The following is a 17,408-nucleotide window of genomic DNA, read 5'->3' on the forward strand; positions in this document are numbered from 1 at the left end:
TGAGGCGGAAGTGTGGCGAAAGTGCGACCTCGCCCTAGGGAGGAGGAGAGAGCGAGGCCGCGGTAGTTGACCGGCCGGCAGGACCAGGGAAGGGGGGCCCTGCCGTCCGATACGTCAAACTTAAGCTGCGCCGCAGCATGGTCAATCGTGCAGCTGCAGAAACGGTGTCGGAGCGGATTTCAGCCGCGCGCCCGTCAGGCCGTCCGGCGGAAAACGGCACGACCGCTGTTGCCGGCGCGCCGGTTCACTCCGCAGCGCGCATCGGCGGTCGGGGCGGCCCGAAAGACAGGGGGCTCGGCTCAGCGTCGTAGGCTTGCGGGTGAGCGGTCTCATCTTCCCACAAAAGAACGGGCAGGCGGATCTGTGCCGCCTCGTGGCGCACCGCCCAATCCGCCGCCGCACGGCTGCCGTGCCCCATGCCGACCCGTTCCAGAAGTCGCGCGAGGGCCTTTGCGTAAACCGCGAGCCAGACGCGACCAGCAAGCATCGCCGGCGTGAACACCAGCGTCAGGACGGTCGCCACCCCCAGGCCCCAGACGACGGCGGTGGCGAGCTGAATCCACCAGAGCGCGGTGGGCGAACCAATGGAATAGCCGCCCCCGATGAAGTCGAGGGACAGCCCGAACATCATCGGTGCCAGCCCCGCCATCGTCGTCAGCGTCGTCAGCAGGACGGGACGGATGCGGTCCTCGGCGGTGCGGGTGATCGCTTCCAGCCGGGGCATGTACTGCGCGTACTCCTGATAGGTGTCGATCAGCACGATGTTGTTGTTCACCACGATGCCGGCCAGCGCCACGATCCCCGTGCCGGTCATGATGATCGAGAAGGGCTGACCCATCACGATCATCCCGATCAGGACCCCCGTGGTCGAGAGGACGACCGCGAGCAGGACCAGCACGGAATTGTAGACCGAATTGAACTGCGCCAGCAGGATCACGAACATCAGGCCGAGCGCGCCGACGAAGGCCTGGCCAAGGAACGCCTGACTCTCGGCCTGTTCCTCCTGATCACCGGTCCATTCCCAGGTCACACTGTCGGGCAGGATGTCGCCCTCCGCCAGCGCGGCCGTCAGCGTCTCGATGCGTTCGTTGGCGGTCACGGGCACTGCGGTCAATCCGCGTCCCTCGGCTTCCGCCGCGGACACTATGTCGACCGTTCGACCTTCCGTATCGACCAGCTTGACAAGGCCCGATGCGACATCGGCCTTCACGTCGAAGAACCGCTTGCCGTCGACGCGGTCGATCTGCGCCAGTTGCGGTACGGGCCGACGGGTGATGAAATTGGCCAGCGGGACGAGCCCGTCGGTGGTGCGGACCTTGAGGCTGTCGAGGGTGGAGAGAACACGGTCGTTCTCGGGCAGGCGAATGCGGATCTCGATCTCGTCGTCGGAAGTCTCGACGCGCATCGTGTCGAGCAGGATGCCCCGCGTGACCATCTGGACCATGCCGCCCACGGTTGCCACGTCGGCACCGAACCGGCCCGCCTTTTCGACGTCGACGTCGATCTCCCAGTCGATGCCGGGCAAGGGCAGCGTCTCCTCCACGTCGATGAGGCCGGGCGTCGCGGCGAAGCGGTCGGCCATGGCGGCCGTAGCCTGGCGCAGCTCTTCCCAATCGTCGCCCTTGAGGCGCAGTTGCACCGGCTTGCCCTGCGAGGGACCGCGATCCTGCGCCGAGAGGTCGACCTTGATTCCCGGTATCTGCCGCAGCCGCGCCAAAACGTCTGCTGCGATGACGTCGCCGTCGAAGGCCGGATCGACCACCGACTTGTCCACTGTCAGTCCGAACAGGCTGAACAGCGGCGCCGACACCGTGGGACGATCTTCCCAAGGCACCATCTCGATCTGGATCTGGCCGATGGTGTCGCCGGGAGCGCCGGCGGCACCGGGCCCTGCCGACGACAACCCGCCTTCGCCCGCGAAGGCGAAGGCAGACTGAATGCCGGGCGTCTCGAGCACGATGCGTTCGGCTTGCGCCAGCAGGGCGTCCTTCTCGGGAAGGGACAGGTTGCCGCGGGCGCGGACGAAGATGTTGGCCTGCTCCAGCTCGGATTCGACGAAGAACTCGACACCCCTGTTGTGCGTCTGGAAGTAGGTGAAGACCGAAACCACGGTGAACCCCACCACCAACACCGCGACGACCGGGCCGATCGGGTTGCCCACGATCAGGTGGATTGCCCGGCCGAACAAGGTGCGACGATAGCCGGACCGCACCTTTTTCGGCTGGCGCAACCGCGTGATCGAGCCAAGCGTGGCCGACAGAAGCCCCGCCGACAGCACGAACAGCACCGCACCGAGCCCGGATGCGAAGCGCACGTCGGGCGGCAGAAGGAACGCGGGGTTCAGCACCTGCAGGATCGACAGGACCATCAGCGCCGCCGCCCCGAGCGCCAGCGCCGAGCGGACGCCCCAGGGTAGCGTGCCGCGAAGCCAGCCCGCCGTCCGGTCGAGCATCCGCGAGATCCGCCCCGCCACGCCGCCCAGCACCGGCAGATAGATCAACGCGACGACCAGGGAGGCCGAGAGCACGAAGATCAGCGTCACGGGCAGGTTGCCCATGAATTCGCCCGGGATGCCCGGCCAGAACAGCATGGGCAGGAAGGCGCAGAGCGTCGTGGCCGTGGAGGAGACCACGGGCCAGAACATGCGTTTCGCGGCCTCCGTATAGGCGGCCATGGGGCCGGAGCCTTCGCGGATGCGCTTGTCGGCGTATTCGACCACGACGATGGCCCCGTCGACCAGCATGCCGACCGCGAGGATGAGACCGAACATCACGATGTTCGAGATGGTGATGCCCGCGACCGCCATGATCGCGAAGGACAGAAGGAACGAAGTAGGGATCGAGAACCCCACGAGCAGCGCCGACCGCGTGCCCAGCGTGGCCAGAACGACGACCATCACCAACGCGATGGCCGTCAGCACCGATCCTTCGAGTTGCGACACCATCGACTGCACCGTGCGCGACTGGTCCAGCGCGACGGTCACGTCCACCGCTTGCCGCAACTCCTCCGGCCAGGTGGCGGTCTCGGCTTCGATCTCGTCGCGGACCTGCTCTGCGGTTTCGATGATGTTGAAACCCTTGCGCTTGACCACCTGCAGCGCGACCGTGGTGTCGCCGTTGTATCGGGCCGTGCCGGTGCGATCCTCGAACGTCAGGTTGATGCGGGCAAGGTCGCCCAGCGTCACGACGCGGTCGCCGTCTGTCTTGACGGGCAGGGCGTAGACGTCGGCGGGGGTTTCGAAACTGCCGGGGATCTTGACGGGAAAGGCGCCGGTCGCCGTCTCGACCGCGCCGGTGGCGACCAGCAGGTTGTTCTGGGTGACGACGGCGGACAACTCGCCCGCCGTGACGTTGTAGGCCTCCAGCGCCAAGGGGTCGATCAGCACTTCGAGCATCTCGTCGCGGTGCCCGGCGAGGCCCGCTTCCAGGATCGGGGGCATTCCCTCCAGCCGGTCCTGCAGGTCGCCCGCGAGCCGCAGCAGCGTGCGCTCGGGCGCGGAGCCCGAGAGCGAGACGATCAGGATGGGAAATTCGCTGAAGTTGATCTCGTTGATGGTGTATTGCTCGGCCCCGTCGGGAAACTCCGCCTCCGCCTGACCCATCTTGTCGCGGACGTCGGCGATTGTGGCGGACTTGTCCCAGCCGAACTCGAACTCGAGGAACAGCCCGGCGTAGTTCTCGGCAGCCGTGGCGGTCATCTCCTTCAGGCCGTCGAGCTCCTTCAGGCGGGTCTCCATCGGCTTGACCAGCAGCTTTTCGGAATCGCTGGCCGAGATGCCCGGGAAGGGGACCGACACGAAGATGCCGGGGATGTCGATGTCGGGCTCGCCCTCCTTGGGCAGCGAGACATAGGCCGCGATGCCGGCCACCAGCGACAGCAGGATAAAGGCCATGACCATGCGGGCACGGCCGGCCGCCCAGTCGATGATGCCGGTCATTCGGACGCCCCCGGCGGGGTGAAGCTGGCCTGCACCGGCACGCCGTCGGTCACGTATTCCTGGCCCACGGTGATGACGTCCGCCGTCTCGGGCAGGCCGGACAGGAGCACGCCGTCGACCGTGTCGCGCACCAGCGTCACCGGCACGAAGCCGGCGCGTCCGTCCTGCACGGTCCGCACGCCCAGCCGCCCCTCGTCATCGAGGGTCAGGGCTGAGGCGGGGATCAGATGGGCGGTGGTCGCGGGCGTGCTGATGACGATTTCGACGGTCTGGCCGTCGCGGATGGCAAGGTCGAGGTTCGGCACCGTCACCTCGACCCGGAAGGTCCGCGTCAGGTCGTCGGCGGAGCGGCTGAGGAAGGTGACCTGACCGCGCACTTCCTGCCCGGAGGCGAGGCGCGCGGCGGCCTCTGCGCCGGTCGAGACGCGATCGACTTGTGTCTCCGGAAGAAAGCCCACCAGCTTGATCGGGTCGAGTTGCACGATGGTCGCACATTCGTTGCCCCCCGGCGCCCCGGCCTGAAGGTAGGTGCCCAATTCGGCGGTGTCCGTCTCCAGCACGCCGGAGAAGGGGGCCTTCATCGTCAGCCTTTCGATGTCGAGGCGCGCACGGGCCACCTGTGCCTCGGCCGCCTGGATGCCCGCCTGCGTGGTTTCCAGCCCGGTTTCCGCCGCCGTGACCGAGGCGCGCGCCGCGCTGAGCGCCGCATCCGCCGTCGCCACGCTGTTGGTCGAGGCGAATCCCCGGTCGCCCAGACGTTCCGCCGCGGTCTGGTTCAGCCGCGCTTCCTCCAGCCGGGCCTGCGCCTCGACGATGCGGGCCTGGGTCTCCGGCACGCGGGCACGGGCTTCGGCCAGCCGGGCCTCTGCCTCGGCCAGCAGGGCCTTGCTGGTGCCGGGGTCGATCTCGCACAGGACGTCGCCCTGCTCGACGAACGCGCCCTTGCGGATCGGCTCCGAAATGACGCTGCCGGAGATCTCGGCCAGTACCGACACCTGCCGAGCGGCCGCCGACTGCCCGCGCACCAGCACGGCGTCCGGCACCTCGCGCGCCTTGGATCGCAGCGCCACGACGTTCACCGGCACCTCGCCCGCGGCCTCGCTCGTGGCGATGGCCACGGGCACGCTCGCACTCTCCGGTGCCGTGGCGGGCGCCTCGTCCTCCGGACCGCCGGTCACGCTTCGCGCGAATCCGAGCAGGGCGTCGCGCTGAAGCACCACGAAGAACAGCGCGACGCAGACCAATGCGGCGGTCAGCACGGGGAAGAAGCGCATGTCGGGCCTTTCAGCGGATCGTTGCGGTATAAGGACTGTCGAGTATTACGAAAGAGTGAACCGATTGGTTCAGTTTTATGCATCCCGAGGCATGACGACAAGGCTGCAGCGCCGTCTTCTTGCATCCGGGCGGTTCTCCGGGCAACGATCGATTGGCGGATCGGCGCCTTTGCCGCTTGGCGCCTGCGGGCCGACGCGCTAGGAAGCGCCGACGTCAGGCAGGAGGGCGCATATGTCCAACCCGGAGAGCTTCATCGACGAGGTGACAGAGGAGGTCCGCCGCGACCGTCTCTATGCGATGATGCGCCGCTGGGGCTGGGTTGCGGTCGTGCTCGTCCTGCTGCTGGTCGGCGGGGCGGCCTGGACCGAATGGCAGAACGCCCGCCGTGCCGCGTCGGCACAGGCCTTCGGGGATGCCGTGCTGGTCGCGCTGTCGGCTGATGACATCGCCGCGCGCCGGGCCACGCTGGCCGCGATCGAACCGGCGGACGGGGGCCAGTTCGCCATCCTGTCGCTGCTTCGGGCCACTGCCGATCTGAACGGCGAGGACGGCGCCGCGGAGGCGGCGCGGGACGACCTCATGACGCTTGCCGACACACCGGACGTGCCGGCGATCTATCGCCACCTGGCGTTGGCCAAGGTCATGCTGAACGGCGGCACGGGCGATGCGGCGCGTGACGGGGCCGTGCTGGAGGAGCTGGCCGCTCCGGGCGCGCCGTTCCGCACGATGGCGGTGGAGATGCAGGCGCTCGCCGCCCTCGACGCGGGCGACGAGGCGACTGCGCTGACGCTGCTGCGCGTCCTGACCCAGGACGCCGAGGCGACGGAAGCCTTGCGCCGACGCGCCGTGCAGTTGATTGTGGCGCTTGGCGCCTCGCCCGAACCGGCGTGAAGCCGGGCGCGGGGACGAAAGCCATGGACGGGGGCGGGATGATGAGACCATTCGCGGGCATTCTTCTGGGTGCGGGCCTTGTGCTCGCCGGTTGCGCCGAAAAGGACGTCGTTCTCCCCGGTGAACGTATTCCGGTGCGCGCTGGCGATGGCGTGGGTGTCATCGCGGCGGCGACGACCACGGGGTCGGTCCCGTCGCTGGCGCTGGCGGCGCCGCGCCGTCTGGGCGACTGGCCGATGCGCGTCGGCAATGCGGCCAACGATCCGGCCCATGCGACGCTGTCCCCCGCGCCTCGTCTGGTCTGGTCGGCGAATGTCGGCGCGGGCGACAGCCGACGCCATCGCATCACCGCCGATCCGGTTTCGGACGGCAGCCGCATCTACACCCTCGACGCCCGCGCGACCGTGACCGCCGTGGGCCTGAACGGCGCCGTCCTCTGGTCGCGCAGCCTTGTCCCCCCGACGGAGGGCGCAGGCGAGGTGTCGGGCGGCGGCGTCGCCGCGGTCGGCGGCACGGTCTACATCTCGACGGGCTACGGCCGCCTGCACGCGCTGGATGCCGCCACGGGGGGCGAGCGTTGGGTGCAGCGGGTCGATGCCGCCATCACGACGCCCAAGGTCGCGGGCGGCACGGTCTACCTCGTCAGCCGCGATAACCGGGCCTTCGCGCTCGACGCTGCGACCGGGCGCATCCGATGGGAGCTGCCCGCCGCGCCGGCCGCCGCCGTCATGGCCACGGCCCCGGCCCCGGCCGTCACCGACCGCGCGGTGATCTTTCCCTTCGGATCGGGCGAGATCGTCGCGGCCCTGCGGCAGTCGGGCACGCGTGTCTGGGGCACCTCGGTCTCGGGCAAGCGTCGCGGTGTGGCCTACAACGAGGTGGGCGACATCACCGGCGATCCGGTCGTGGCGAGCGGCAAGGTCTTCGCCGGAACCTCGGCCGGGCGGATGGTGGCGCTGTCGGCGTCGTCGGGCGACCGCCTCTGGACCGCGAACGAGGGTGCCGTCTCGCCGCTGGTCGTCGCGGGCGGATCGGTCTTTGCGGTGTCGGACCGGGCGCAGCTTCTGCGGCTCGATGCCGAAACGGGCGAGGTAATCTGGCGGTCCGACCTTCCGTTCTATCGCAACACGCGGCTGAAACGGCGGCAGGGGATCTATGCCCATTTCGGCCCCGTGCTGGCGGGCAACCGGCTGTGGGTGGCGTCGTCGGATGGGGTGCTCCGCGGGTTCGACCCCGTGACCGGTGCCCTGTCGGCCAGCGTCGAGGTGCCGTCGGGCGCCGCATCCCGGCCCATCGTCTTCGGCGACGCGCTCTATGTGGTCGGGCGGTCCGGCACGCTTCACGCTTTCCGTTAGACGGCGCATGCGCTAGGGCCGCGTTCTAGGTTTCCAAAGGCTGCGCCAATGTTCACCCTCGCCATCGTCGGACGACCCAACGTGGGCAAGTCCACATTGTTCAACCGTCTGGTCGGCAAGCGGCTGGCGCTGGTCGACGACCAGCCCGGCGTCACGCGCGACCTGCGCGAGGGAGCGGCCCGTCTGGGCGACCTGAAGTTCACGGTAATCGACACCGCAGGGCTGGAGGATGCGACCGACGACAGCCTTCAGGGACGGATGCGCCGGCTGACCGAACGCGCCGTCGACATGGCCGACGCGGCCCTGTTCGTCATCGACGCGCGCGAGGGCGTCACCGCGACCGATCGCGTCTTTGCCGAGATCCTTCGCAAGAAGGGCAACCCGGTGTTCCTCGCCGCCAACAAGGCCGAGGGGCGCGCAGCCGAGTCGGGCCTGCTCGACGCCTACAGCCTGGGGCTGGGGGAACCGCTGGCCCTGTCGGCGGAACACGGCGAGGGGATGGCGGAACTGGCCGGGATGCTGCGCCCCCTGATCGACGCCGCCGGCGCGCGAGCCGAGGCGGCGGAGGAGGAGGCCGACACCGACGTCGCCATCGACGCGGACGATACGGGCGAGGAGGCCGACTGGGCCCCCACGACCCGCCGGCCCCTGAAGATCGCCGTGGTCGGCCGCCCGAACGCGGGCAAATCCACCCTCATCAACCGCATCATCGGGGAGGAGCGTCTGCTGACCGGGCCTGAAGCCGGGATCACACGGGATTCCATTTCGCTCAACTTCGACTGGGACGGGGTGCCGACGCGCCTGTTCGACACCGCGGGGATGCGGAAACGTGCCAAGGTGGTCGAGAAGCTGGAGAAGCTGTCGGTCAGCGACGGATTGCGCGCGGTGAAGTTCGCCGAGGTCGTGGTCGTCCTGCTCGATGCGGACATTCCCTTCGAGACGCAGGACCTGCGGATCGCGGACCTGGCCGAGCGCGAAGGCCGCGCCGTGGTCGTCGCGGTCAACAAGTGGGATCTGGAGGAACACCGACAGGAGAAGCTCGCCGCCCTGCAGGAAGCGTTCGAGCGGTTGCTGCCGCAACTGCGCGGCGCGCCGCTCGTTACCGTGTCGGCCAAGACGGGTCGCGGGCTCGACCGCCTGCATGCCGCCATCCTGAAGGCCCACGCGACCTGGAACCGTCGGGTTCCGACGGCGGGGCTGAACCGCTGGCTGACGGGGATGCTGGAGCAGCACCCGCCCCCCGCACCGCAGGGCAAGCGGATCAAGATGCGCTACATGACGCAGGTCAAGACGCGACCGCCTGGGTTCGTGGTGATGTGTTCGCACCCCGACCTGATTCCCGAAAGCTATTCGCGGTATCTGGTCAACGGGTTGCGCATCGATTTCGACATGCCCGGCACGCCGATCCGCCTGCATCTGCGCGGGCAGGGGGACCAGAACCCCTACAAGGGTCGCAAGCGGGCCGAGCCGTCGCGCCTGCGGAAACATACCCACGGAAGGCGCGCGGATTGACCGGACGGTCGCGACAGGGTGCCGACAATTCACCCCATCGGATGCGCGCCGCGCCATAGTTTAGGCTGACTGGACCGTCATGAAGGCGGGACAACAGCCTGGGACACCCGATGACCGCCATTGATTTCATCCACGCCGAAACCGGCGCCGTGACCGTGGACTGGGTCGTCCTGACGGCGGCGATCAGCGTTCTGGGACTGGCCGTAGGCAGTACGGTGGCGGGCGGTCTGGGCAAGCAGTCGGCCGACATCCAGAAACAACTGCTGCGCGACGACATAATCTGCCTGGACTTCTGCGACCGGTCACAGCCGGACGAAGGCGACGACGGCTGACCGTCGCTGCACCCCGGCGACCCAAGGGGCCGCCGGGGCACGATGGCGGGTCAGGCGTTGGCTTCGCGGATCTTCTCGGCGGCGTCCTTGTCGAAGGCCACGCCCTTCTGTTCCAGCATCGTGTCGAGTTCCCCCGACAGCGTCATCTCGGTGATGATGTCGCAGCCGCCGACGAATTCGCCCTTGACGTAAAGCTGCGGGATCGTGGGCCATTCGGAATAGTCCTTGATGCCCTGCCGGATGTCCGCGTCGTCCAGCACGTTCACATCTGCGTAATCCACGCCCATGTAGTTCAGCACGCCCGCGACCTTGCTGGAAAATCCGCATTGGGGCATCGTTTTGGTGCCTTTCATGAACAGGACGACGTCCTGTGCCTTGACCATTTCGTCGATCCGGGTCTTCGCGTCAGCCATCGCTCTCGCTCCTGTGGTGTCCGTTGTGGCGCGGCACGAACGCGCGCGCGTATTCCTGAGGGTCCTTCGGAACCCGGGTGATCAGCTGATGGCCGCCGCCCAGACCCGAAGAATAGTTGCTGTCGATCTGCGTATAGCCGGTTCCCGGCGGGATGCCACGGGGGCGCCCGTCGTGCCCTTGCCGCGTCTCGGCCCGCAGGATCCAGATGGCTCGCCCGAGAAGCAGCGCGACGATGAACGCGCCTATCCCTGCCGCCAGCGCGGTCACCCCGGCGCCCGCGTCGTCAGCGCCAGCGCGTGAAGCTCGCCGTTGGCGCCATCCATCCGACCCTTGAGTGCGGCATAGACCGCCCGCTGCTGCGCCACGCGCGACATGCCCTTGAAGGAGGCGTCGACCACCTCCGCGGCATAGTGGTTTCCGTCCCCCGCGAGATCGGTGATGGTGATTTGCGCGTCGGGAAAGGTCTCCCGGATCAGGGCCTCGATCTCGTGGGATTGCATGGCCATGGCGTTGCTCCTGTCTGTCTCTCAAAGCTATGGTCTCGGGGCGCGCAGGGCAAGGCGGCCGATCAGCCGAACACCGTCTCGAACGTCCCGCGATAGAGCGTCGAGAGGTCGGCCATCGGTGCTTCGTCCCGGCCCATCCTGACCATGTCGGAGCCGAACTGCCCGACCATAGATAAAGGCACGCTGGCCTGACCCGCCGCGACCATCAGCGCCTCTGCCGCATCGAAGGTGCAGGCGATGAGATAGCGGCCCTGATCCTCGCCGAACAGCGCCGCGGTACCCGTGACGTCGAGCGTGACCCCCAGCCCCGCGCTTTCCGCCAGCGTGAAGGCGGCAAGCGCCAGCCCGCCGTCCGACAGGTCCGTGCAGGCCGAGATGAGCGTGCGGTTGGCCAGAATGAACTCGCCATGCGCGCGTTCCACATCCAGATCGACGGGCGGGGCATCGCCGTCCGCCTGGCCGAAGTGTTCCGCGAGCAGGGCCGACTGGCCCAGATGCGTCCCCTCGGCCCCCAGAAGCAGCGCCAGCATCCCGTCGAGCAGGGGGCCGGCGATCCGCTCCGACAGGTCGTCGATGAGGCCGACGGCGCCGATGGTGGGGGTGGGGTCGATGCCCTTGCCGTCGGTCTCGTTATAGAGGCTCACGTTGCCGGATACGATGGGCATGTCGAGCGCGCGGCAGGCCTGACCGATACCGTCCAGCGCGCCGACGAGCTGCCCCATGATCCGGGGCTTTTCCGGGTTGCCGAAGTTCAGGTTGTCTGTCGTGGCGAGCGGCCGCGCGCCCTTGGCGACGAGGTTGCGATAGGCTTCGGCCACCGCCTGCTTGCCGCCTTCGACGGGGTTCGCCAGTACGTAGCGGGGCGTCACGTCGGAGGTGAAGGCCAGCCCGCGGTTGGTGCCGTGAATGCGGATCACGCCCGCGTCGAGGCCGGGCAGGTCGACGGTGTCGCCCATCACCTGCGTGTCGTATTGCCGGATGACCCAGTCGCGCGCGCAGTAGTTCACGCTGCCGATCAGGGCGCGCAGGCCTTCCATCGGCTCGACCTCCTCCACCGGGGTCATCGGCGTGGGCACGGGGGAGGGCTCCCACGGGCGGTCGTATTCCGGCGCGCTGCTGGCCAGGGTGGACAGGGGCAGGTCGGCCCGGGTCTCGCCCTTGTGGACGACGACGAAGCGGTCCTCGGCGATGGTCTCGCCCACGATGGCGAAGTCGAGGTCCCATTTGTCGAACACCGCACGGGCGGCCTCCTCCAGCGCGGGGTCGAGAACCATGAGCATCCGCTCCTGGCTTTCCGACAGCATCATCTCGTAGGCGGTCATCGCCTGTTCGCGCACCGGCACGCGGTCGAGGTCGAGCCGGATGCCAAGCCCGCCCTTGTCCCCCATCTCGACCGCCGAGCAGGTCAGGCCCGCGGCCCCCATGTCCTGGATCGAGACGACGGCGCCCGTGGCCATCAGCTCCAGCGTTGCTTCCATCAGGCGCTTTTCGGTGAAGGGGTCGCCCACCTGCACGGTCGGGCGCTTCTCCTCGATGGTGTCGTCGAACTCGGCCGAGGCCATGGTCGCCCCGCCCACGCCGTCGCGGCCGGTCTTGGCGCCCAGATAGACGACGGGCCGGCCGACGCCCGATGCGGCGGAATAGAAGATCGCATCCGCCCGCGCGATCCCCGCGGCGAAGGCATTGACGAGGCAGTTGCCGTCATAGCTGGGATGAAAGCGTACCTCTCCGCCCACGGTCGGCACGCCGAAACAGTTGCCGTAGCCGCCGATCCCTTCGACGACGCCGTGAACCAGTCGGCGCGTCTTGCGGTGGTCGGGCGACCCGAACGACAGCGCGTTCATCGCCGCCACGGGTCGCGCGCCCATGGTGAACACGTCGCGCAGGATGCCGCCCACGCCGGTCGCGGCGCCTTGATAGGGCTCGATATAGCTGGGGTGGTTGTGGCTCTCCATCTTGAAGACGACGGCCAGCTTCTCGCCATCGGCGCCCTCGCCGATATCCACGACGCCTGCGTTCTCGCCCGGCCCGCAGATCACTTGCGGTCCCTCGGTCGGCAGCGTCCGCAGCCACTTCTTGGAGGATTTGTAGGAACAATGCTCGTTCCACATGGCCGAGAAGATACCGAGTTCGGTGAACGACGGCTCCCGCCCGATGATGTCGAGGATGCGCTGGTACTCCTCGTCCTTCAGCCCGTGGGCCGCGATCAGGTCGGGGGTGATGGCAGGGTCTTGCATCGCGGTCTCCGGCTGGCACTGCGCCCCTTTACCCCCGCCCGGAAGCGAAGGCAAAGGGCCGCTTACAGGCTACCGTGCGCCGTGCAGCGCCGACGCGAAGGGGCCGAGGCCGGTGAAGCGTCGCTCGAAGGCAAGGCCCAGCGTTTCGGCGGCTGCCTGCGCCCGCGTCGTCAGCGCCGGATCGTCGGTCTGCGCCAGGTAGACGACCTTGGCGTAATTGCCGAAATACGCCTCCCGCAACTCCGGATGACGGTCGAGACCCAGCGGCCTCGTGACGAACGCGTCGAACTGGCGGGCGAGGAAATCCGTCAGGTAGAAGGCATCCACCTCGTCGCGGGCGGCAAAGGCGTCCTGCCCCTCGAAGAAGGCGTAGCAATGCGGGCCCTCGATCATCCCCACGCCACGTTCGGCGCAGACACGCGCCAAGGCCCCGCCGGTTCCGCAGTCGGCATAGGCGACGAAGGCGCGGTCGTAGGCGCCGGCGCGCGCATCCAGCGCCGCCTCGACGGCAGGGGCGATGCGGTCGGGCCGGTTGTGCAGGATGGCGGGAAGGCAGTGCAGGTCGATATGGTCGAGAGCGTTCGCCGCCTTGATCGCGAGGATCTCATGCGCCAGCGCCCCGCAGGCGATGACCAGGACCCGGCCGCCTCCCTCCGCCTCCAGCCCGTCGCGGGTCAGGGAGGCGTCCGTGATCACGCCAGCCGGACCGCCGTGCCGTAGGCCACGACTTCGGAGGCGGCCTGCGTGATGGTCGACGTCTCCAGCCGGATGCCCACGACCGCGTCCGCGCCCAGCAGCCGCGCCTCGGCCACCATCCGGTCGATCGCCTGCTCGCGCGCGCCGGCCAGAAGCGAAGCGTACTCCCGCACCTCGCCGCCGACGATGTTGCGAAGGCTGGCGACGATGTCCGATCCGATGTGTTTGGCGCGCACGGTCGACCCGCGGACCAGCCCCAAACATTGCGCGATGTCGCGCCCGGCCACGCCGTCGGTGGTGGTCAGCATCATCGTCGCGTCGGTCATTCAGTCCATCCTGTCATAATGGTCGTCCTCCCCGCTACGCAGCCGGTCCGCGATCACGCGCCAGAGGACGTAGATGACCAGAAGCGCCGGGATCAGCGCCACCATGCCGAACGGCAGGGTGAAGCTGGCCATGACGATGGCCGCCAGCCAGATGGTGGCACCCGCCGCGCAGATGACGATGAACAGGATCAGGACAAGGCGGTCGAGGGGCATCGGCGGAACATCCTTCGGAAAGGTGTTCCCAATATGGCGGTGCGGCGGCGTCATTCCAACCGCGTTGACATGACGCGGGAAATGGCCAGCCTCATTGGAAAGGGGAGAACATATGCACCGCAAGATCGTCGTGATGGGCGTGACGTCGACCGGCAAGAGCCTGATCGCCGCCGGATTGGCCGAACACCTGGGCGGCCGCTTCGTGGAAGGCGACGACCTGCATCCGCAATCGAACGTCGACAAGATGGCCGCCGGACAGCCGCTGACCGATGAAGATCGCTGGCCGTGGCTGGACCGGGTGGGGCAGGCGATGCTGGGGGAGGGCATCATCGTGGTCGCGTGTTCAGCCCTGAGACGCGCCTATCGCGACCGTATCCGCGCCGTGGCCGGACCGGTGACGTTCGTGCATCTGACGGGACCACGCGAGGTGATCGAGGAGCGCATGGGGCGGCGGAAGGGGCATTTCATGCCGGTCTCCCTCCTCGACAGCCAGCTTGAGACGCTGGAGCCGCCTGGGGAGGACGAAGATGCCGTCACCCTGGACCTGACGCTGCCGCCCGACGACCTGCTGGCGCAGGCTGTCGAGCGGCTCGGCTTCAGCTCGCGCTGAGCACGGCGCAGGCCACGCGATCGCCCGCATCGCCGGCCGGCTGGCTTTCGTAGTCGTCGGGGCCGGAATGGATGACAAGCGCGGAACCGTCTTCATCCTCGATCTGATTGATGTCGACGCGGGTGGTCAGCGCCTCCATCGACAGGACGCCATCGTCCCCGACGAAGCCGTTGGGCAGGTCGCCGGGATGCGGGCCACCCGCCACCAGGCCATGCTCCATCCCACCCGACAGGTGGCCGCCGGCGGACGAGAAGTCGCCCTCGCACACGCCTGTTTCGTGGATGTGGACGCCATGTGCGCCGGGGGCCAGGCCAGTGGCCTGCACGTTGACGCGGATCACGCCGGACGCCGTCTCGAACAGCGAGACCGAGCCGATGTTCTCGCCCGCTGGGTTGACGATCTCGCCGGTCAGGCGCGGGCCGACGTGATTGTCGGCGAAAGCCGGCGCGGCAATGACGGCCGACAGGACAAGGGGAAGGACGGGATTTAAGCGCATCGGAAATCTCCTTCAATGGTGGGATGTTCCGGTGCCAACGCGCCGAACGGGCGGAAAGGTCCGCGCGCCCGTCAATCCGCCGTGTGGAGCGCGATCACCCGAGCGACGGCCGGGCGGGCGGCGACCCGGTCGTGATGCGCGTGCAGCCGGGGAAAGGGATCGAGCGGCACTCCGTCACCCGGAAACCAGCATGCCACGTTCCAGAGATACAGGTCAGCCACACCGAATGCCCGCCCTACCCAGTCGCCATCGAGTTGCGCGTCAAGATACGCCGCGCAGTCAGCGATGTTCGACGTCACCTTGTCACGCATCGCGTCGCGGGCGCCGGGATCGTCGGCCCAGCGGCTGCCGCGCATCTTGTGGGCATGGGCCACATGGACGGTGGAGGCGAGATAGGACATTGTTTCCCGCACGCGGGCCGCAAGCCACGGGTCGGACGGCATGAGGCGCGGCGTAGCGATGCCCGCGATCCATTCCAGGAGGGCTGGCGTCTCGGTCAGCACGCCCCGATCGGTGACGAGCGCGGGCACCCGCCCCTTGGGGTTGACGGCAAGGTAGTCTGGCGCACGCTGCTGCCCCGCGGCGAAGTCCACCCAATGCAGCCGGTGCGGCAGGTTCGCCTCCTCCAGCGCGGCTTGGACGCACATCGAGATCGTGCCGCGCGCAAGGTGCAGGATCGGTGTCATGCCTGCCCCCGCCGTCACCCCGCCGTCATCTGGTTGTGCTTGCGCGCCATCCACTCCTTCGCCGTCTCGACCGCGACGGCGGCGTCGCGGCAGTAGGCGTCGGCACCGATGGCGCGGCCGAACTCCTCGTTCAGGGGGGCGCCGCCGACCAGAACGATATAATCGTCGCGCATCCCCTCGGCGATCAGCGTGTCGATCACGACCTTCATGTAGGGCATCGTCGTGGTCAGCAGGGCCGACATGCCCAGGATGTCCGCGCCCTCGGTCCGCAGCGCGTCAAGATACTTGTCGGCGGCATTGTTGATGCCCAGGTCCACGACCTCGAACCCCGCGCCCTCCATCATCATCGCGACGAGGTTCTTGCCGATGTCGTGGATGTCGCCCTTGACCGTGCCGATGACCATCTTGCCCACGCGGGGCGCGCCGGTCTCGGCCAGCAGGGGCTTCAGGATGGCCATGCCGCCCTTCATCGCGCCCGCGGCCAGAAGGACCTCCGGCACGAACAGGATACCGTCGCGAAAGTCGTTGCCCACGATGGTCATGCCACCCACGAGCGCCTTGGTGAGGACGTCATAGGGCTCCCACCCGCGCGCGAGCAGGATGTTCACGCCCTCCTCGATCTCCTCCTTCAGGCCGTCGTAGAGGTCGTCGTACATCTGCGCGACGAGTTCCTCGTCGTCGAGATCGGCCAGGATGATGTCGTCGTCGTCGGACATGGGGCAACCTCCGGGGGTGTTTCCGATGATGTGATGCGCGACCGGGGTGCGGTCAGCGCGGAAAGCGACATGGCGCGGGCGACGGGCGACGCCGCTTGCCCTGTCGCGGTTAATGTTCTATTTATGTTCTTATCCAGCAGCGCAATCGGAGGACCGCCGGAATGGGATATCGAGCGCCTGACCGCCCCCGCCGTGCCGCGCGCGGCGCGCTTTCGAACGACGCGAGCCGCTACGACCGGTTCGTCAGCGATGCGCCCTTGCCCGACCGGATCGACACCGAGGTGCGGGAGGAGATGGTCGGCCGCGTCATCGCCACCAACAAATCCCCCGACATCGGGTTCGACCGCTCGATCAACCCCTATCGCGGCTGCGAACACGGTTGCATCTATTGCTTCGCCCGCCCGACGCACGCCTGGCTGGGGCTGTCGCCGGGGCTGGACTTCGAGACGAAGCTGATCGCCCGGCCCAACGCGGCCGTCGCCTTGCGGCGTGAGCTGGGGGCCAGGTCCTACGTCCCGAAGCTGATCGCCATCGGCACCAACACCGACCCTTACCAGCCCATCGAGCGCGACCGGCGCATCATGCGTGACCTTCTGGAGGTGCTGCGCGATCACCGGCACCCGGTCGGCATCACCACAAAAGGCACGCTGGTCGAGCGCGACATCGACATCCTCACGGACATGGGGCCGGAGCTTTGCCGCGTGGGCCTGTCGGTCACGACGCTGGACGACCGGCTCGCCCGCGCGCTGGAGCCGCGCGTGCCGGTGCCGAGCCGGCGTCTGAAGGCGATCGAGCGGCTGGCGCAGGCGGGCGTCCACGTCCGCGTGATGGTCAGCCCCGTCATCCCCGGCCTGACCGATCACGAGGTGGAGCGCATCCTGCGGTCCGCCGCCGATGCGGGCGCCGTCGCGGCCAGCATGATCCCCCTGCGCCTGCCGCTGGAGGTCGCGCCCCTGTTCGAGGAATGGCTGCGCGCGCATGTGCCGGACCGCGCCCGAAAGGTGCTGAACCGGGTGCGGGAATACCACGGCGGCAAGCTCTATGACGCGGGGTTCGGCGACCGGATGCGTGGCAGGGGAGTCCATGCGGAATTGTTGCGTGCGCGGTTCGAGCGGGCTTGCCGTGAGGCGGGACTGGTCCGGCACCTGCCGCCGCTCCGCACCGACCTGTTCGCGGTGCCCGGCGCGCAGATGTCGCTGTTCTGAA

The 17,408-nt window shown here is 68.3% G+C and carries 18 protein-coding genes; 6 read left to right on the plus strand and 12 right to left on the minus strand.

Going from position 1 to position 17,408, the window contains the following annotated elements:
* Positions 1-244: 244 nt before the first annotated feature.
* Both JAN5088_RS02870 and JAN5088_RS02875 read right to left on the minus strand, forming a co-directional pair.
* Positions 245-3,937 (minus strand): efflux RND transporter permease subunit, encoded by a 3,693-nt coding sequence (locus JAN5088_RS02870; RefSeq protein WP_055681306.1) that lies wholly within the window; start codon positions 3,935-3,937, stop codon positions 245-247.
* Positions 3,934-5,211 (minus strand): efflux RND transporter periplasmic adaptor subunit, encoded by a 1,278-nt coding sequence (locus JAN5088_RS02875; RefSeq protein ID WP_055681307.1) that lies wholly within the window; start codon positions 5,209-5,211, stop codon positions 3,934-3,936. The genes JAN5088_RS02870 and JAN5088_RS02875 overlap by 4 nt, the downstream gene beginning before the upstream one ends.
* Before the next feature lie 232 nt (positions 5,212-5,443).
* Here JAN5088_RS02875 and JAN5088_RS02880 point away from each other — a divergent pair, with 232 nt between their 5' ends.
* From JAN5088_RS02880 to JAN5088_RS02895, 4 genes are all read left to right on the plus strand, one after another.
* A complete protein-coding gene (locus JAN5088_RS02880; RefSeq protein WP_055681308.1) occupies positions 5,444-6,103 on the plus strand; it encodes a tetratricopeptide repeat protein in 660 nt (219 codons plus the stop codon).
* A 38-nt stretch (positions 6,104-6,141) separates the two neighbouring features.
* A complete protein-coding gene (locus tag JAN5088_RS02885) occupies positions 6,142-7,458 on the plus strand; it encodes an outer membrane protein assembly factor BamB family protein (RefSeq protein ID WP_233489700.1) in 1,317 nt (438 codons plus the stop codon).
* A 48-nt stretch (positions 7,459-7,506) separates the two neighbouring features.
* Entirely contained in the window at positions 7,507-8,970 is a 1,464-nt protein-coding gene (gene der, locus JAN5088_RS02890; protein ID WP_055681310.1) for a ribosome biogenesis GTPase Der, read from the plus strand.
* Positions 8,971-9,080: 110 nt separating this feature from the next.
* Positions 9,081-9,302, plus strand: a complete 222-nt coding sequence (locus JAN5088_RS02895) for a hypothetical protein (RefSeq protein WP_055681311.1) — start codon at positions 9,081-9,083, stop codon at positions 9,300-9,302.
* Positions 9,303-9,352: 50 nt separating this feature from the next.
* Here the strand turns inward: JAN5088_RS02895 and grxD are convergent, their stop codons facing one another.
* The 7 genes from grxD to JAN5088_RS02930 form a co-directional block, all read right to left on the minus strand.
* Positions 9,353-9,715, minus strand: coding sequence for a Grx4 family monothiol glutaredoxin (gene grxD / locus JAN5088_RS02900; protein WP_055681312.1), 363 nt, complete (start codon positions 9,713-9,715; stop codon positions 9,353-9,355).
* Entirely contained in the window at positions 9,708-9,983 is a 276-nt protein-coding gene (locus JAN5088_RS02905) for a hypothetical protein (RefSeq protein ID WP_055681313.1), read from the minus strand. Before JAN5088_RS02905 ends, grxD begins: the two co-directional genes overlap by 8 nt.
* Complete coding sequence (locus JAN5088_RS02910) at positions 9,980-10,222, minus strand: BolA family protein (RefSeq protein ID WP_055681314.1); 243 nt, start codon at positions 10,220-10,222, stop codon at positions 9,980-9,982. The genes JAN5088_RS02905 and JAN5088_RS02910 overlap by 4 nt, the downstream gene beginning before the upstream one ends.
* A 62-nt stretch (positions 10,223-10,284) precedes the next feature.
* Positions 10,285-12,459 carry a phosphoribosylformylglycinamidine synthase subunit PurL gene (gene purL, locus JAN5088_RS02915; RefSeq protein WP_055681315.1) on the minus strand — a complete coding sequence of 725 codons (2,175 nt, stop codon included), beginning with the start codon at positions 12,457-12,459 and terminating at the stop codon, positions 10,285-10,287.
* A 69-nt stretch (positions 12,460-12,528) separates the two neighbouring features.
* The gene (locus tag JAN5088_RS02920; protein WP_055681316.1) at positions 12,529-13,155 is read right to left on the minus strand and encodes a DUF1638 domain-containing protein; all 627 of its coding nucleotides are present in this window, start codon (positions 13,153-13,155) and stop codon (positions 12,529-12,531) included.
* On the minus strand, positions 13,152-13,481 hold the full coding sequence (locus JAN5088_RS19180) for a YbjQ family protein (RefSeq protein WP_306455442.1): 330 nt from the start codon (positions 13,479-13,481) through the stop codon (positions 13,152-13,154). Before JAN5088_RS19180 ends, JAN5088_RS02920 begins: the two co-directional genes overlap by 4 nt.
* Complete coding sequence (locus JAN5088_RS02930) at positions 13,482-13,694, minus strand: hypothetical protein (RefSeq protein ID WP_055681317.1); 213 nt, start codon at positions 13,692-13,694, stop codon at positions 13,482-13,484.
* Positions 13,695-13,806: 112 nt separating this feature from the next.
* On the opposite strand from JAN5088_RS02930, the gene JAN5088_RS02935 reads away from it, so the two are divergent.
* On the plus strand, positions 13,807-14,304 hold the full coding sequence (locus tag JAN5088_RS02935; protein ID WP_055681318.1) for a gluconokinase: 498 nt from the start codon (positions 13,807-13,809) through the stop codon (positions 14,302-14,304).
* Here the strand turns inward: JAN5088_RS02935 and JAN5088_RS02940 are convergent.
* The 3 genes from JAN5088_RS02940 to JAN5088_RS02950 form a co-directional block, all read right to left on the minus strand.
* Positions 14,291-14,800 (minus strand): superoxide dismutase family protein, encoded by a 510-nt coding sequence (locus JAN5088_RS02940; RefSeq protein WP_055681319.1) that lies wholly within the window; start codon positions 14,798-14,800, stop codon positions 14,291-14,293. The two genes, JAN5088_RS02935 and JAN5088_RS02940, sit on opposite strands and share 14 nt — an antisense overlap.
* A 71-nt stretch (positions 14,801-14,871) precedes the next feature.
* The gene (locus tag JAN5088_RS02945) at positions 14,872-15,486 is read right to left on the minus strand and encodes a glutathione S-transferase family protein (RefSeq protein ID WP_055681341.1); all 615 of its coding nucleotides are present in this window, start codon (positions 15,484-15,486) and stop codon (positions 14,872-14,874) included.
* A gap of 14 nt (positions 15,487-15,500) precedes the next feature.
* Positions 15,501-16,202 carry a cobalamin B12-binding domain-containing protein gene (locus JAN5088_RS02950; RefSeq protein WP_055681320.1) on the minus strand — a complete coding sequence of 234 codons (702 nt, stop codon included), beginning with the start codon at positions 16,200-16,202 and terminating at the stop codon, positions 15,501-15,503.
* A 161-nt stretch (positions 16,203-16,363) separates the two neighbouring features.
* Between JAN5088_RS02950 and JAN5088_RS02955 the strand changes: the two genes are divergently transcribed.
* A complete protein-coding gene (locus tag JAN5088_RS02955; protein ID WP_055681321.1) occupies positions 16,364-17,407 on the plus strand; it encodes a PA0069 family radical SAM protein in 1,044 nt (347 codons plus the stop codon).
* The last annotated feature ends 1 nt before the right edge of the window (position 17,408 follow it).

The sequence above is a fragment of the Jannaschia rubra genome (assembly GCF_001403735.1).
In the GTDB taxonomy this organism is placed as follows: Bacteria; Pseudomonadota; Alphaproteobacteria; order Rhodobacterales; family Rhodobacteraceae; genus Jannaschia; species Jannaschia rubra.

Excerpts from the sequence above, each read along its gene's own strand:
- JAN5088_RS02895 (WP_055681311.1), top strand. The coding sequence starts at position 9,081 with ATGACCGCCATTGATTTCATCCACGCCGAAACCGGCGCCGTGACCGTG.
- JAN5088_RS19180 (WP_306455442.1), bottom strand. The coding sequence starts at position 13,481 with ATGACCGACGCGACGATGATGCTGACCACCACCGACGGCGTGGCCGGG.
- JAN5088_RS02940 (WP_055681319.1), bottom strand. The coding sequence starts at position 14,800 with ATGCGCTTAAATCCCGTCCTTCCCCTTGTCCTGTCGGCCGTCATTGCC.
- JAN5088_RS02870 (WP_055681306.1), bottom strand. The coding sequence starts at position 3,937 with ATGACCGGCATCATCGACTGGGCGGCCGGCCGTGCCCGCATGGTCATG.
- JAN5088_RS02885 (WP_233489700.1), top strand. The coding sequence starts at position 6,142 with ATGATGAGACCATTCGCGGGCATTCTTCTGGGTGCGGGCCTTGTGCTC.
- JAN5088_RS02955 (WP_055681321.1), top strand. The coding sequence starts at position 16,364 with ATGGGATATCGAGCGCCTGACCGCCCCCGCCGTGCCGCGCGCGGCGCG.
- grxD (WP_055681312.1), bottom strand. The coding sequence starts at position 9,715 with ATGGCTGACGCGAAGACCCGGATCGACGAAATGGTCAAGGCACAGGAC.
- der (WP_055681310.1), top strand. The coding sequence starts at position 7,507 with ATGTTCACCCTCGCCATCGTCGGACGACCCAACGTGGGCAAGTCCACA.
- JAN5088_RS02880 (WP_055681308.1), top strand. The coding sequence starts at position 5,444 with ATGTCCAACCCGGAGAGCTTCATCGACGAGGTGACAGAGGAGGTCCGC.
- JAN5088_RS02930 (WP_055681317.1), bottom strand. The coding sequence starts at position 13,694 with ATGCCCCTCGACCGCCTTGTCCTGATCCTGTTCATCGTCATCTGCGCG.
- purL (WP_055681315.1), bottom strand. The coding sequence starts at position 12,459 with ATGCAAGACCCTGCCATCACCCCCGACCTGATCGCGGCCCACGGGCTG.
- JAN5088_RS02935 (WP_055681318.1), top strand. The coding sequence starts at position 13,807 with ATGCACCGCAAGATCGTCGTGATGGGCGTGACGTCGACCGGCAAGAGC.
- JAN5088_RS02910 (WP_055681314.1), bottom strand. The coding sequence starts at position 10,222 with ATGGCCATGCAATCCCACGAGATCGAGGCCCTGATCCGGGAGACCTTT.
- JAN5088_RS02875 (WP_055681307.1), bottom strand. The coding sequence starts at position 5,211 with ATGCGCTTCTTCCCCGTGCTGACCGCCGCATTGGTCTGCGTCGCGCTG.
- JAN5088_RS02950 (WP_055681320.1), bottom strand. The coding sequence starts at position 16,202 with ATGTCCGACGACGACGACATCATCCTGGCCGATCTCGACGACGAGGAA.
- JAN5088_RS02945 (WP_055681341.1), bottom strand. The coding sequence starts at position 15,486 with ATGACACCGATCCTGCACCTTGCGCGCGGCACGATCTCGATGTGCGTC.